The sequence below is a fragment of the Verminephrobacter eiseniae EF01-2 genome, assembly GCF_000015565.1.
GTDB classification, from domain to species: Bacteria; Pseudomonadota; Gammaproteobacteria; order Burkholderiales; family Burkholderiaceae_C; genus Acidovorax; species Acidovorax eiseniae.
The window spans coordinates 382,871-397,880 of the sequence record NC_008786.1; the positions used below are offsets into that span (position 1 = coordinate 382,871).

The 15,010-nt window shown below is 61.5% G+C and carries 11 protein-coding genes; 5 read left to right on the forward strand and 6 right to left on the reverse strand.

All coding sequences use genetic code 11. The features are described from left to right. The first annotated feature begins 6 nt into the window (after window positions 1-6). The 3 genes from VEIS_RS01690 (at window position 7) to VEIS_RS25190 (ending at window position 2,812) form a co-directional block, all read left to right on the forward strand. Complete coding sequence (locus VEIS_RS01690; protein WP_011808146.1) at window positions 7-1,737, forward strand: 5-guanidino-2-oxopentanoate decarboxylase; 1,731 nt, start codon at window positions 7-9, stop codon at window positions 1,735-1,737. Then, complete coding sequence (locus tag VEIS_RS01695; RefSeq protein WP_011808147.1) at window positions 1,730-2,443, forward strand: class II aldolase/adducin family protein; 714 nt, start codon at window positions 1,730-1,732, stop codon at window positions 2,441-2,443. The genes VEIS_RS01690 and VEIS_RS01695 overlap by 8 nt, the downstream gene beginning before the upstream one ends. A gap of 216 nt (window positions 2,444-2,659) precedes the next feature. Continuing rightward, window positions 2,660-2,812 carry a hypothetical protein gene (locus VEIS_RS25190; RefSeq protein ID WP_157048349.1) on the forward strand — a complete coding sequence of 51 codons (153 nt, stop codon included), beginning with the start codon at window positions 2,660-2,662 and terminating at the stop codon, window positions 2,810-2,812. A 46-nt stretch (window positions 2,813-2,858) separates the two neighbouring features. On the opposite strand, the gene VEIS_RS01705 is transcribed toward VEIS_RS25190, so the two are convergent. From VEIS_RS01705 to VEIS_RS01730, 6 genes are all read right to left on the reverse strand, one after another. Next, a complete protein-coding gene (locus tag VEIS_RS01705) occupies window positions 2,859-3,191 on the reverse strand; it encodes a YnfA family protein (protein WP_011808149.1) in 333 nt (110 codons plus the stop codon). Window positions 3,192-3,494: 303 nt separating this feature from the next. Beyond that, window positions 3,495-4,871 (reverse strand): heavy metal sensor histidine kinase, encoded by a 1,377-nt coding sequence (locus tag VEIS_RS01710; protein ID WP_011808150.1) that lies wholly within the window; start codon window positions 4,869-4,871, stop codon window positions 3,495-3,497. Further along, entirely contained in the window at window positions 4,868-5,563 is a 696-nt protein-coding gene (locus tag VEIS_RS01715; RefSeq protein WP_011808151.1) for a heavy metal response regulator transcription factor, read from the reverse strand. The genes VEIS_RS01710 and VEIS_RS01715 overlap by 4 nt, the downstream gene beginning before the upstream one ends. 19 nt (window positions 5,564-5,582) lie before the next feature. Next, the gene (locus tag VEIS_RS01720) at window positions 5,583-8,738 is read right to left on the reverse strand and encodes an efflux RND transporter permease subunit (RefSeq protein WP_011808152.1); all 3,156 of its coding nucleotides are present in this window, start codon (window positions 8,736-8,738) and stop codon (window positions 5,583-5,585) included. Then, window positions 8,735-9,889 carry an efflux RND transporter periplasmic adaptor subunit gene (locus VEIS_RS01725; RefSeq protein ID WP_041949731.1) on the reverse strand — a complete coding sequence of 385 codons (1,155 nt, stop codon included), beginning with the start codon at window positions 9,887-9,889 and terminating at the stop codon, window positions 8,735-8,737. Before VEIS_RS01725 ends, VEIS_RS01720 begins: the two co-directional genes overlap by 4 nt. A 171-nt stretch (window positions 9,890-10,060) precedes the next feature. Then, on the reverse strand, window positions 10,061-11,485 hold the full coding sequence (locus tag VEIS_RS01730; RefSeq protein WP_157048350.1) for an efflux transporter outer membrane subunit: 1,425 nt from the start codon (window positions 11,483-11,485) through the stop codon (window positions 10,061-10,063). A gap of 579 nt (window positions 11,486-12,064) precedes the next feature. Between VEIS_RS01730 and VEIS_RS01735 the strand changes: the two genes are divergently transcribed. Both VEIS_RS01735 and VEIS_RS01740 read left to right on the forward strand, forming a co-directional pair. Then, the gene (locus tag VEIS_RS01735; RefSeq protein ID WP_011808155.1) at window positions 12,065-13,693 is read left to right on the forward strand and encodes a flotillin family protein; all 1,629 of its coding nucleotides are present in this window, start codon (window positions 12,065-12,067) and stop codon (window positions 13,691-13,693) included. After that, window positions 13,690-14,913, forward strand: a complete 1,224-nt coding sequence (locus VEIS_RS01740; protein WP_011808156.1) for an urea ABC transporter substrate-binding protein — start codon at window positions 13,690-13,692, stop codon at window positions 14,911-14,913. The genes VEIS_RS01735 and VEIS_RS01740 overlap by 4 nt, the downstream gene beginning before the upstream one ends. The last annotated feature ends 97 nt before the right edge of the window (window positions 14,914-15,010 follow it).

The window sequence follows — 15,010 nt, forward strand, 5'->3', positions numbered from 1 at the left end:
TTCCCGATGACGATCACCCTCGGACAAGTCCTGATCCGGATACTCGAAGACTACGGCGTCGAGCATGTCTTCGGCATCCCCGGCATTCACACGGTGGAGCTCTACCGTGGCCTGGCCGCTTCATCGATCCGCCACATCACGCCGCGCCATGAACAAGGTGCCGGCTTCATGGCCGATGGTTACGCAAGAGCGAGCGGCAAGCCCGGCGTCTGCTTCATCATCACCGGCCCCGGCATGACCAATGTGGCCACCGCGCTGGGCCAGGCGTACTCCGACTCGGTTCCGATGCTGGTGCTGTCCAGCGTCCATGCGCGCAACCACTTGGGCGCCGGCAACGCGGGCAGCGGGCGCCTGCACGAACTGCGCTCGCAGCAGGCGCTGGTGGCAGGGTTGACCGCTTTCTCACACACGCTGATGCAGCCCGATGATCTGCCCGTGGCGCTGGCGCGCGCTTTTGCGGTGTTCGATAGCGCCCGGCCACGGCCCGTGCATATCGAAATTCCGCTGGACCTGATCGGCGCCGACGCCAGCCACCTGTCCCCGAAGTCCCTGGTGCGCTCGCGCAAACCGCTGGCCGGCCAGCCATCGATCGACGACGCGGCAGCATGGCTGGCAGGGGCCGCACGCCCGCTGATTCTTGCCGGCGGTGGCGCCGTGCATGCGGCGTCTGCGCTGCGGGCATTGGCCGAGCATCTGCAGGCACCGACTGCGCTGACCGTCCATGCCAAAGGTCTGCTGCCAGCGGCCCATCCGCTGCTGCTGGGATCGACGCAATCGACGGAGCCGACACGCCAACTGGTGCGAGAAGCCGACGTGGTGTTGGCCGTGGGCACCGAACTCGGAGAAACGGACTACGACACGGTGTTCGATGGCGGCTTTGGCATCAGCGGCGCGCTGATTCGCGTGGACATCGATGCGGACCAACTGGCGCGCAACTTTGCCCCCACATGCACCGTGCTCGGCGACAGCGCAGATGCGCTGGAGCGTCTGTGCCGGGCCTTGCAGCAGGCCCCGGCGCGGCCCCCGGGCACCCCACCAAGCCATGCCCCGGCAGGCGAGGCCAGCGCCTGGGGTGCCTGCCGTGTCCATGCCGTGCGCGCGCAGTTGGAGAGCGCCTGGGATCTGCCCTTCAAAGCCCAGCGGCACTACCTGGAAACGGTGTTGGCTGAACTACCCGATGCGCTGTTTGCCGGCGACTCCACCCAGCCCGTGTACCAGGGCAATCTGGCCATCGATATGCCCGGGCCGAGGCGCTGGTTCAACTCGTCCACGGGCTACGGGACTTTGGGCTACGGCTTGCCGGCGGCCATCGGTGCCCAGCTCGCAGCGCCAGACCGCCCCGTGGTGTGCCTGATCGGTGATGGCGGCCTGCAGTTCACACTGCCCGAACTGGCCAGTGCAGTCGAAGCCGGCCTGGCACCCATCATCTTGCTGTGGAACAACGGCGGTTACGAGGAAATCCGACGCTGCATGCGCCAGCGCGACATACGACCCATCGGCGTGGACCTGTACACGCCGGATTTTCAGTTGCTCGCGCGCGGCTTTGGCTGCGATGCCTGCCGGGCAGACGATGCCAGCGCATTGCGGCGGGCGCTGCGCCAGGCACGCTCCGGCACGCGCGACAGACCGGTGTTGATCGAAACCTCGCAAGCCCATTGGCATGCCCATGCGTATGCCGCCGATCGGCAAACGGCAACCACCCCGCCAGGGCCACTCCATGGAGACACCGATGCTTGAAACAGAAAACGCGCTACGAACCCGGCTGGCGTCGCTGTACCGCTTGCTCGCGTTCTTCCGGATGACGGATCTGATCGATACACACATCAGCGCACGCATTCCCGGCACGGCCAACCAATTCCTGATCAATCGGTACGGTGTGCTGTTCCATCAGATGCAGCCGCAGGACTTGATCAGGATCGATCCCGAAGGCCAGCCCATTGATGCGCCCGACGCTGCACAGCGGGTCAACGCAGCGGGGTTCACCATTCATTCGGCCATCCACATGGCAAGGCATGATCTGGCTTGCGTGATCCATACCCATACGGCCGATGGCATTGCGGTGTCTTGCCAGCAGCAGGGGCTGCTTGCGATCAGCCAACATGCGCTGAAGTTCTATCGCCGCCATGGCTACCATGACTATGAGGGCATTGCGCTCGACTTGGACGAACGCTCGCGCCTGGTGGCGAGCCTGGGCAAGCACCAGGTGCTGATTTTGCGCAACCATGGCCTGCTGGCAGCGGGGCGCTCGATCGCCGAAGCATTCCTGAACATCTGGTTCCTGGAGCGCGCCTGCCAGGCACAGGTCAAAGCACTGAGCGGCGGCGCGAAGATCGTCATCCCGCCGGAATCGGTGTGTGAACGCACCGCTTTGCAGTTCGAGCAGGAAGACAACCTCGAGCACGCCGAACTGGTCTGGAATGCCGCGCTCGGGCTTATCGAGTAATGCCATTTCCACATCGTTCGTGAACGCGAAGACGGAGCGCAGCTTGCGTGTGGGCTGCAGCGTCTACGGTCGGCAACGTGCTTACCTCGGAGTACAAGCTCAACCTGATGGCGCCCGGCACCGGCGATCAGTTGCGCGCCGAAGACCGGGTGCCGAAGGCATCGGGCCGCAACCTGGTGTGCATGGCCGACGTGTACGCCATCCACCAGGTACCTAGTGTCGCGTCACCGATCATCTGTCGGTCTGCGCTGGCCATCGAAGCGCATCGCGGCGTTGCATCGCTTGCCAATACAGCTCGGTATGGGCTGCGCGATGCGCCTTGCGCTGCGCTCCGATGGCTGCGCGCAGCCTACGACATCTGATCCGTGACGCGACACTAGCAGCCATGGGCAGGAAACTGAACCGAGGGACCACTTCAAGCACTTGCCGGTTGCAGCATGATGATGAGCATGCCCACCATGGCCACAGTGGCTCCTGCAACATCCCAGCGCGTCAGTGAAACACCATCGACCCAATGCAGCCAGGCCAAGGCCACCGCGATGTATATCCCGCCATAGGCAGCGTAAGTGCGCCCCGCAGCGCTGGGGTGCAAGGTCAGCAGCCAGGCAAACAAAGCCAATGACAGCGCAGCAGGCAATAGCAGCCAAAGGGGTTTGTTTTGCTTGATGACCAACCAGGGCAGATAGCAGCCGACAATTTCAACTACGGCGGTAATGGTGAAAAGCACGGTGGCTTTCAGAAGTTCCATTTGATGTTTTCCATTTCAATGTCAGGCGGTTGGTGCAGATAACACAAGTTGCGCCAACACAGCGCCACCGACTACTGGCATCCACACCGAGCCGCCCCTGGCAATCAGCGCCACCAGCCCCACTGGCGCCAGCCATGAAAATCCTGCCCCATCCAATACCACCACGGCACCCATGGGCCTGAATCCATCGTTGCCAAGGCACCCGATTCAGTGCCCATGGTTGCCTGGTCGCAAATCAACCGTTCTCCCTCGACAGCCTGGGGCCGCAGTATCTCAGCGCCTTCAGCAAGGGTCGGTATTCCGTCAAAACCGCGCCGTAGTAAATCCTATGGTGGTCACACCCCCTGTGCTGGCGGCAAACACGCTGCCGCCGTGCATCAGCGCAATGGCCTTGACAATCGCCAGGCCGAGGCCGTGGCCGTGGATGCCGTTGATGTCGCGCCGTGCCGTGTCGACGCGATAAAAGCGGTCAAACAGCCGGGGCAGATGGCCTTGTTCGACCGGTTCTCCCGGGTTGGATACCGCGATTTGCACGCCGTGGTTTTTGGCGTCGATCGCGACCTCGATGCAGGCGCCTGCCGGGGAGTGCTGGATGGCGTTTTGCAGCAGGTTGGTCAGTGCGCGACGAAACAGCGAGGTTTCAATCAGTGCGGTGGCGTGGGTGTCGCCGCTGATTTCCACGCGCATCCCGGTTTCGTCGAGGACGAATTCAAAGAAGTCCATGGTCTTTTGCACCTCGTCTGCAATCAGTGCGTGCACCAGGCCGGTGGCGGCTTCGCCCTGGTCGCAGCGGGCCAGAAACAGCATGTCGTTGATGATGGAGCGCAGCCGGTCCATTTCTTCCAGATTCGATTGCAGCACCGATTCAAATTCAGGCGCGCTGCGTTCGCGCGACAGGGCGACCTGGGTTTCGCCAATCAAATTGGCCAGTGGTGTGCGCAATTCGTGGGCGACATCGGCATTGAAGGCTTCCAGTTGCTTGTAGGCGTTTTCCATCCGATCCAGCGCGCCGTTGAAGGCTTGCGCCAGATCGGACAATTCATCCGGCAAGGCCGAGAGGGTCAGCCGTTCCGAGAGGGTTTTCGGGCTGAGCGTCTGTGCCTTGTCCGACATTTTCTTCAATGGCTGCAAGCCGGTGCGGGCAATCCAGTAACCGCACAGAATGACCAGCAGAACGCCGGCCAGCGACAGGCCCGTCATGGCGGCGACGAAGGTACGCAGGGTTTCAAAATAGGATGCGGCGTCCACGCCGACGGTGAGGCGAATGGCGGGGCGGTCGAGATAGGCGGGCAATATCCTGGTCAGCGTGTGGAGCGGGTATTTTTTGCCTTTGATGCTCATCCTGCCGAGGTTATTGGGGTGGTTGGCGAATTCGTGCAATTCGGCCAGGTCTTTGCCGTAGCCAAAGCGCGGGTCGTCGCTGAAAATCCAGAATCGCACCTTGCCGTCGGCTGGCGTCAATGTATCGAGTTTGACCTGGACATGCGCCCAGCGCTCGGTGGTGCCTGCCCGCGACACCATGTATTCGATGTCCTTGAAGGTCGTGACCAGGCTGTTGCGCTCGTGGTGCAGCAATTCATTGTCGACCACGGCGTAGAGCACGCTGCCGATCAGCGAGAAAATGATCAGCGCCGCAGCGGCAAACATGATGACCAGACGCGCAATGATGGAGTTTTTCATCCGCCTTCCCCATCATGCGCGGTGGCGCGTGGTTCCAGCACATAGCCCATGCCGCGTATCGTGTGCAGCAGTTTCTGGCTGAACGGCGCATCGATCTTGGCGCGCAGGCGTTTGATGGCGACTTCGACGACGTTGGTGTTGCTGTCGAAATTCATGTCCCAGACCAGTTCGGCGATGGCGGTCTTGGATAATATCTCGCCCTGGCGGCGCGCCATGATGGCCAGCAGCGCAAATTCCTTGGCGGTGAGGTCGATGCGGGTGTTGTTGCGCAAGGCTTTGCGGCTGAGCAGGTCGATTTGCAGGTCGCCGATGCGCAGTTGCGCCGGCTCCTGTGCGCGGCCGCGCCGCGTCAGCGCCTGCAAGCGTGCCAGCAATTCGAGAAACGAGAAGGGTTTGATCAAATAATCGTCGGCACCGTCGTGCAAGCCTTTGATGCGGTCTTCCACACGGTCGCGGGCGGTCAGCATGATGACGGGCGTCTGTTTGAGGATGCGCAGCGAGCGCAGCACCGAAAATCCATCCAGACCGGGCAGCATGGCATCGAGCACGATCACATCATAATCGTGCCAGATTGCCAGATGCTGGCCGTCGATGCCGTTGGCGGCCAGATCGACGGTGCAGCCCTGCTCGCTCAAGCCTTTGCGGAGATACTCTGCCATCTTGTGCTCGTCTTCGACGATCAGGATTTTCATGCCTGCTCCGGTTGGCGCGTCAATACGCATCAGATTCGATGGCTGGTATCATTCCCGCATGTTTTGATTTTTTCCTGCCCATGTACCAGTAATGCGCACGGTCCAGATACAGATAGATCACCGGTGTGGTAAACAGCGTCAGCGCCTGCGATAACACCAGGCCGCCGACCATCGCATAACCCAGCGGACGGCGCAGTTCGGAGCCGGCGCCATGGCCCAGCATCAGCGGCAGGCCCGACAGCAGCGCACACATGGTGGTCATCATGATCGGGCGAAAGCGCAGCAGGCAAGCCTGGTAGATGGCTGCTTGCGGTTTCATGCCCTGTTGCCGCTCGGCGGTCAGTGCGAAGTCGATCATCATGATGCCGTTTTTCTTGACGATGCCGATCAGCAAAATAATACCAATCAACGCGATCACACTGAGATCATAACCGCCCGCCATCAGAATCAGCAGCGCGCCGACGCCAGCCGATGGCAGCGTTGACAAAATCGTCAGCGGATGGATGTAGCTTTCATACAGCAGACCGAGCACGATATACACCGCAATCAGCGCCGCCGCGATCAAGTAGGGCTGCGACGAGAGCGAATCGCCAAAGGCTTTGGCCGTGCCCTGGAAGGCGCCGGTCAGCGTGGTCGGCACGCCCATCTCAGCCTGCGCCCGGTTGATCGCATCGACGGCTTCGCCTAACGATACGCCTGCGGCCAGGTTGAAGGAAATCGTCACTGCCGGAAATTGGCCCTGATGGCTGATCGATAAATAGGCGGTTTTGCTCGTATCGACCTCGATGAAGGTGGACAGCGGCACTTGCTGGCCGGTGAGCGGCGAAGTCAGGTAGAGCTTGTTGAACAGCGCCGGGTCTCGTTGCAATGCCGGCGTCACTTCCAGCACCACATGGTAGCTGTTGATTTGCGTGAAATATTGCGCCACCTGGCGTTGGCCGATGGCGTCGTAAATGCTTGCATCGATCAGTGCTGGCGATATGCCGAAACTGGAGGCGCGGGCGCGGTCGATGGTGATGGTGGCGGTGGCGGCATTGTTTTGCTGGTCGGAGACGACATCGGTCAATTGCTTCATCCGGCGCAGGCGCTCGACCATTTTGGGCGCCCAGGTATCGAGCTCATCCAGATTCGAGTCGGTCAAGGTGTACTGATATTGCGTGCGCGCCAGACGGCCACCGACGTTGATGTCCTGGCTGGCCTGCATGAACAGGTTGACGCCCTGGATGCCGGCAATTTGCGGGCGCAGGCGGGTGATGATCTCGCTGGCGCTGGCCGTGCGGCCTGCATCCGTGGGTTTCAAGGCAATGAAGAAATTGCCGGTATTGAAGGTGGTCGAGCCGGCGCTCATCGCAAAACCAGCCACATCGGGGTCCTTGCGCACGATTTCTGCCACCTGCAGCAAATGGCGCTGCATCGCTTGTGAAGAAATATCCTGCGCCGATTCGGCAAAGCCGACGATCACGCCATTGTCCTGCTGCGGGAAGAAGCCCTTGGGAATCGCCACGAACAGCATGACCGTCATGGCCATGGTGCCGATAAAGGTCAGCAGCGTCACGAACTGATGGCGCATCACGACATCGAGGCTGCGCTGGTAGCCCTTTTGCAGAATGTCGAAAAAGCGCTCGAATAGTTGATATGGCTTGCCGTGCCGCGCCGCATGGCTGTTTTTCAGAAAGCGCGAGCACAGCATGGGCGTCAGCGTCAGCGAGATGATGACCGAGACGGCAATGGTCAAGGTCACGGTGACGGCGAATTCGCGGAACAGCCGACCGACGATGCCACCCATCAGCAGCAGCGGAATGAACACCGCCACCAGCGAGACCGAGATGGAGATAATGGTAAAGCCGATTTCGCTGGCGCCTTTGAGCGCGGCCTGCATCGGCGTCATGCCTGCTTCGACATGGCGGTAAATGTTTTCCAGCATCACGATGGCGTCATCGACCACGAAGCCGACCGCAATCGTCAGCGCCATCAGCGACAGATTATCGAGGCTGTAGCCGGCCAGATACATCACGCCCGCCGTGCCCATCAGCGCCAGCGGCACGGTAATGCCGGGGATCAGCGTGGCGGCCACATTGCGCAGAAAGACGAAAATCACCATCACCACCAGCGCGATGCTCAGCACCAGCGTGAACTCGACATCGCCGACCGAGGCGCGAATGGTCTGGGTGCGGTCGATCAGCGTATCGACGCGCACGCTGGCGGGAATCGCGGCGCGCAGGCGCGGCATCGCGGCCTTGATGCGACCGACGGTTTCGATCACGTTGGCGCCCGGTTGTTTGGTAATCGCCAATACGATGGCGCGGCCATTGGCAAGCGTGTCATCGGACGGCGCCATCGCACCGGCATAGGCCCAGGCCGCGATTTTATTGTTTTCCGGCGCATCGATGGCCACGCCAATATCGCGCACGCGCACCGGCGCGCCATGGCGGTAGGCCAGCACCATGTCATTCCACGGTTCGGCGCTGAGCAACTGGTCATTGGTATAGACGGTAAAACTCTGGTGCGCGCCATCCACCGTGCCCTTGGGCTGATTGACCGAGGTGGTGGCAATGGCACCGCGAATATCCTCCAGACTCAGCCCCAGCGTTGCCAGCCTGGCCGGATCCACCTGGATCCGCACCGCCGGTTTTTGCTGCCCGTGGACACTGACCAGACCGACGCCGGAAATTTGCGAAATCTGCTGCGCCAGAATATTGTCGGCGTAATCATTGACCTGCGTCAGCGGCAAGGCATCCGATTGCACCGACATGATCATGATTGGCGAATCGGCAGGGTTGACCTTGCGGAAGGTCGGCGGGTTCGGCAGGCTGGTCGGCAACTGCCCGGTGGAGGCATTGATCGCCGCCTGCACATCCAGGGCCGCAGCATCGATATTGCGGTTGAGATCGAACTGCAAGGTAATCTGGGTGCTGCCCAGTGCGCTTTGCGAAGTCATTTGCGACAAACCGGCGATCAGCGAAAATTGGCGCTCCAAGGGCTGCGCCACATTCGAGGCCATGGTTTCCGGGCTGCCGCCCGGCAAACTGGCGGAGACCTGAATCGTCGGAAAATCGACTTGCGGCAGCGGCGCCACCGGCAGTAAAGGCCAGACGGCGATGCCGACCAGCAAAATGGCAATGGCAAGCAGCGTGGTGCCGATCGGGCGCTGGATGAAGCGGGCGGAAACACTCACTTTGCATATCCTTTCGCAGCGCTGGCCTCGGTGATGCGGCTGCCCGGTTTCAGTTTGTATTGCCCATCGAGCACGACGCGCTGGGCCGATGCCAGCCCCTTGCCAATGACGGCCATGCCATCCTGAATGCGAACCACCTCGATGGGCTGGATGGCGACGGTGTCATCGGCCTTGACGATATAGACATAGGTGCCGTCCTGATTGCGCTGCACGGCGGCGGCAGGCAAGGTCAGCGCCATGCCGCGCTCGCTCATTTGCAGATTGACGTTGACATATTGGCCGGGCCACAGCGCGTGCTGCGGATTGGCAAAGCGCGCCTTCAACTGCACCGTGCCGCTGCTGGTGTCGATCTGGTTATTGAGCAAAATCAGCTGGCCCGTCGCCAGCGGCGCATCATTATTACTGCGGGCATAGGCCGTCACCTTGAGCGGCTGGCGGCTGGCGCGTTGCGCGCGATTGATTGCCGGCACGGCTTCTTCCGGCAGCGTGAACTGCACGGTCATCGGATCGATCTGGTTGATCACCACCAGGCCGTTGGCATCGGCGGCGTGCACGATATTGCCCGGGTCCACCAGACGCGCACCGGCACGGCCACTGATCGGCGCCTTGATCGTGGTGTAGCCGAGTTGCACCTTGGCGTATTTGATTTGCGCCTCATCGGTCTTGACGGCGGCATCCAATTGCGCGACCAGTGCTTTTTGCGTATCGAGTTGCTGCTGCGTGGCGGCGTCTTGCCGGCGCAATGTCATATAGCGCTGCAAATCGGCCTGCGCATTGCCCAACTGCGCCTGGTCCCTGGCCTGTTGCGCCTGCGCTTGCGCCAGTTGCGCTTGCAGCGCGCGCGGATCGATTTGCGCCAGCAACTGGCCTTCCCTGACATCCTGGCCTTCGCTAAAACCAACCTTGTCGAGTTGGCCATCGATGCGCGCCTTGACCGTCACGCTGGCGTTCGCCGTGGCCGTGCCAACACCCGCCAGATACAACGGAATATCGCGCTCCTGCGCCCGCACTGTCGTCACGGAAATGGCCGGGGCGTGCGCGACTTGCGGCGCCTGCGCAACCGCATCGCTGCGCCGCATCAGCGCCGCGCCACCCACAAGAACGGCAAGCGCCGCCAGAAGGGACGATTTTTGAATGAATGAAGTCGTCATGGCTTTATTCGCAGAGTGGTCTTTGCTTGATCTTCGCATCGATGGATGAAATTCGGTGCAGCCCGTTTTCAACTCTGTGTGCATCTGCGGATGGAACGAAATCATCCGCAGATTGCGCAGATTGCGCAGATTGGCGCCGATGGCATGGCCTTGGCTTCATTTATCCGGTTCTCAATGATTGGCCGCAGCCTGATTCATGTCGCTGGCATGCCAGCCGCCGCCAACCGCCTTGATCAGGGACACGCTGGCCAGCAGTTGGCGCCCCAGCAATTGCACAGCGCCGCGCTGATTGGCGAGCGACGCCGCCTGCGTGGTGAGCACGGATAAATACGTGCTCGTGCCGGCCTGGTATTGGCTCATTGCCAGCCGTTCGGACAACTGCGCCGCCTTGACCGCCTGATCCTGCACCTGGCTTTCCTGCGCCAGTACGCGCAAGGTCGAGAGATTGTCTTCCACCTCTTGCAGTCCGCTCAAGACGGTTTGCTTGTAAGTCGCTACCGCCGCATCGAACGCAGCCCGGGCCTGGTCATTGCGCGCATGGCGGGCGCCGCCATCGAATAACAGCGCCGCCAATGCGCTGCCGAGCGACCAGACCCGCCCCGGCGTGTCGAACAGTTGCGAAAAAGCGCTGCCGCTGTAGCCACCGGCAGCGCTCAGCGTCAGCGCCGGAAACCAAGCCGCGCGCGCCACACCGATATTGGCATTGGCAGCGGCAGCCAGGCGTTCTGCATTGGCGATATCGGGACGGCGCTCCAGCAAATCGGAGGGCACACCGGCAGGAATGGACGGCATGCTGGCTTGCAGCGTGGTCTGCGCAGCCAATGTGAATGCAGCAGGCGCCTTGCCGATGAGAATGGCGATGGCATGCTCCAGTTGCGTGCGCGTGGCATCCAGATCGATCCACTGCGCCTGCGCCGAGCGCAACTGCGTTTCTGCCTGCGCCACATCGGAGCGCAAGGCGACACCGGCATCATACTGATGCCGTATCAATTGCAGCGAGCGCGTGTAATCAGCCACGGTACGCGCATACAAATCCTTTTGCAAATCGGTCACGCGCAATTGCAGATAATTCTGCGCCAGCGCAGCCTGAATACTCAAACGCGCCGCCGCGAGACTGGCGGCACCGGCCTCGCTGCCGGCATCGCCAGCCTCCGCCAGACGCCGAACGCGGCCCCAGATATCGACCTCCCACGAGGCATTCAGACCAGCGGCGTAGGTATTTTCTGCGCCATTGCTGCTGCGCGCACGCGAAGCATTGCCGGAAACCTCCGGCCACAAACCGGCATGCGCAATCGCAGCCGCCGCCTGCGCCTGGCGATATTGCGCCTCGGCGAACCGGATATTCTGATTCGCCCGGTTCGCCTGATCGATCAAATCGTTCAGCACTGCATCCTGATAGGCCTCCCACCAGCGCTGCCGGCTATCGATCCGGCCCGGCGTGGCGATTTTCCACGGCCCCTGCTCCTTGTAAACCACCGGCAAATCCATGGCCGGACGCACATAGTCAGGGCCGACCGCGCAAGCACCGAGAAACAGCGCGCAGGCGAGCACGCCAAGCAGGGAGAATATTCGTGCGAGTGGCGCGGTCGCTGTCATGGTGGCAGGCATTGCATTGGCGGATCAAAATAGCCACCAGATGGGAACATCCCCACAGGCAACTGGCGCCACTGTACGGGGGCGCGCTCAACCGGAGGCTGACAGAAATATGACATTTCTGTCAGTTTCATTGGTTTGGGTTGATGCGCTGGCATGGGGTGGGCGCACTGCCGGGTGCTTTGGGGAAGATCGGGCAGTCAGGCGTTTCGCCCGTTGCGCCATGGGGGACGGGAGTGGCGGGGATTTCATCACCACGCCGGTCCGGGCATTGCGGCGTATGGCTTTCTGATGGCACAGCGACTGCACTCTGGCTGTTGCAGGCAGAACCCCGTTCCACGAACAGCCCGCCGCGCTCCCGGATGGGGAGTACGAGCGCCCGCCATCGCGGGGCTTGAACATGGCCCGGGTAAGAACGGTTGCTGAATTTGCAGAAATGTGAAACATTGCAACCTGATTTCTTGCCAGTGCAGGCAGCCATACGGCCCGACACTGCAACGGAAACCCACTGACGCAACAGCCCAAAAGCAAGCCGAATGCTTCAGGGCGAGGTTGCCTGTCCCGACATGACTGGGGGCTCGTATGGCGATACTGGCTTGGATCGTTCTGGCGATCGTTGCTGTGGCGGCGGGCGTCGCGTTTTTGCAGCGCTTTTACCGAAAATCGAGCCGCGACACGGCCATTCTGCGGACCGGTGCCGGAGGGCAGCGCGTTGCTCTGGATGGCGGTTTTTTTGCCTTGCCAATTTTGCACCGGCTCGATGAAATCAACATGCGGGCACAGCGGGTGCTGATAGCCCGTTCCGGCGCCAGCAGCGTCCTGACCAAGGACTGCCTGCGCGCAGACGTCAGCCTGGAGTTCCGGGTCAGAGTGGCCGCTTCCGGCGAGGCCGTTGCCACTGCTGCGCAGACGTTTGGCGCGCGAACCCTGCGCTCGGATGAGTTGGGGCGCATGCTGGAGGGGCGCTTTACCGATGTCATCCAGGCCAGCGCTGCCGAGCGCACTCTGGACGAGTTGCACGGGCAGCGTGCCGCATTCGTTGCCTCGGTGCGCGAGACCCTGTTGCCCGAACTGACCCGCAACGGCCTGCTCCTTGAGTCGGTTGCGCTCACGCATTTTGATCAGACGCCGTTTTCTGCCCTCAATGAAAACAATGTGTTCAATGCCGTCGGCATGCGCAAGCTGGCTGAAATCGTCGCCAGCAACAAGAAGCGCCGGGCGGAGACGGAGGCGGACGCCGAAATTTCCATTGCCCAGACGCAGTTGCAGGCCAACAAGCGACGCATCGAAATGGCCTTGCAGCAAGATGCGGCACAACTGCACCAGCGCCAGGAAACAGAGAGCCGTCGCACGAAGGTTGATGCCGATCTGGCCAAGGCCAGGGAATCGGCGCAACTGACCGCCGAGAGCGCCAAGCTGGAGCGCGAACGCGCGTTGTCCGTGCTGCAAATCCAGCGCGACCATGGCCTGGAGCAGACCAAACTCGAAACACGTCTGGCCGTTGAATTGCAGCGTGTGCAGCAAGCCATGGCCCTGTCGCGCGAGCAGGAGCAGGAGGCCCTGGCCGCGATCTCCGGTGAAAAGGCCAGGACGCAGTTGTTGTTGGCGCAAGAGCTTGGCCACACGGAGCGCGAGAAAGCCATACAGTTGCGCGAGCACGAGTTGGCGCTGGCGCGCACCCGCCAGGAAGCCGAAACAGAAAATTTGCGCACCAAAGCGCAGGCCGGCACGTTGCTGGAGTTGGCTTCGGCGGAGGCGCAAGCCATGCAGGTTCGTGCCCAGGGCAAGGAGGCCGGCATGCGCGCCGAGGCGCAAGGCACAGCCGCAGGCATTGCCGCTGACAACGCGCAAAGCCCGGACCTGATGCGCCTGCGCCTGGAGTTGGCACGGCTCGAGGCCCTGCCGCTGCTGGCGGAAAAAATGTCCAAGCCGCTGGAAAAAATTGAGTCCATCCGCGTGCACCATGTCTCCGGCATCGGTGGTGGAGGCGGGGATGGTGGCAAAGGCGGGCCGCTGGATTCGATTTACGACATGGCGATGAATTTGCCCATGCTCAAAAAACTCGGCGAAACGCTGGGCGCAGACCTGGAGATGGGCATTCCGCAATTGGCACGCGCCGAGAGTGACCATGCGCGTGCCGCGAACGATCACCAGAGAGCACAAAACTCCCTCACCCCTCCCGCTCAACCTCGCCCAGGAGATTCGAAATGAAAGCTACCCGCAGAAGCGTCTCGATCCGGTTCGCAGGTCTTGCCGCCGCGCTTGCATTGCCTCGATGGGCGCATGCAGCCGACCCCATCAAGTTCGGCAGTTTGCTGGATACCTCGGGCAACTTCGATGCCTACGGCAAGCCCATGAATATGGCCACCGACCTTGCCATCGACGAGATCAACCGCAGCGGTGGCTTGATCGGCCGGCAGATCAAAAAGAGTGCTTACGACACCCAGTCCAACATGGCGATGTACACCAAGTTCGCGCAGCAACTGGCAAGGCAGGACAAGGTGGATGTGGTGATTGGCGGCATCTTGTCCGCCTCGCGCGAGGCCATTCGTCCTTTGCTGAACCGCGAGAAGATTTTGTATGTCTACACCCCTTTGTATGAAGGCGGTGTTTGCGATGGCAATACTTTTCTGACCGGAACCACGCCCGCGCAGCAGGCTGAAGTGCTGGTTCCCTATGCCGTCAAGAAATGGGGCAGGAAGGCTTACATCCTGGCTGCCGACTACAACTACGGCCAATACATGGCCAAGTGGTTCCAGAAGTTCTTGGCGGAAAGCGGCGCTGCCGATGTCGGCCTTGAGTTCTTCCCGCTGGATGTGTCGGATTTCAATTCGACCATCGCCAAGATTCAGGCAGCCAAGCCTGATTTCGTGATCAGCGCGCTGGTCGGCGGCGCACACCTGTCCTTCTACCGGCAATGGGCGGCAGCCGGGATGAAGGGCAAGATTCCGCTGGTCTCCACCACGCTCGGCGTCGGCAATGAGCATCAGGTGCTGACGGCCGCAGAAGGTGACGGCATTCTGGTGGCTTACAACTACTCCCCGGAGTTGCAAACACCCGCCAACAAGGTGTTTCTGCAAGCCTGGGGGAAGATGCATGGCGGCAACACCAAGGCCATCAATGAGTTGGCGGTCTTGCACTACCAGGGCATCAAGCTGTGGGCAGAAGGCGTCAGGAAGGCCGGCAGTCTGGAGCGCGCCAAAGTCATCGGCGCCATGGCCTCCGGGATTTCGATCGATGGCCCCTCGGGCAAAGTCAGCATCGACGGCCCAACCCACCATGTGACGCTGGATGTGCATGTGATGGAAATACGCGGGCAGCAGTTGAAGGTATTGCAGAGCTTCGCCCAGCGGCCTCCGCGGGAAACCCAGGCGGTCTGCAATCTGGTCAAGACGCCGGCATCGAGCACGCAGTTTGAAATCAAGCTCTGATGCGCGGGCGATCCTCCGGTCACAGCCCCCTTTTTGAACAGGCCACACGCCCACGAGCGCCGCGCGGCCTCCCGAGGGCGCTCATACCGTAGGCGAA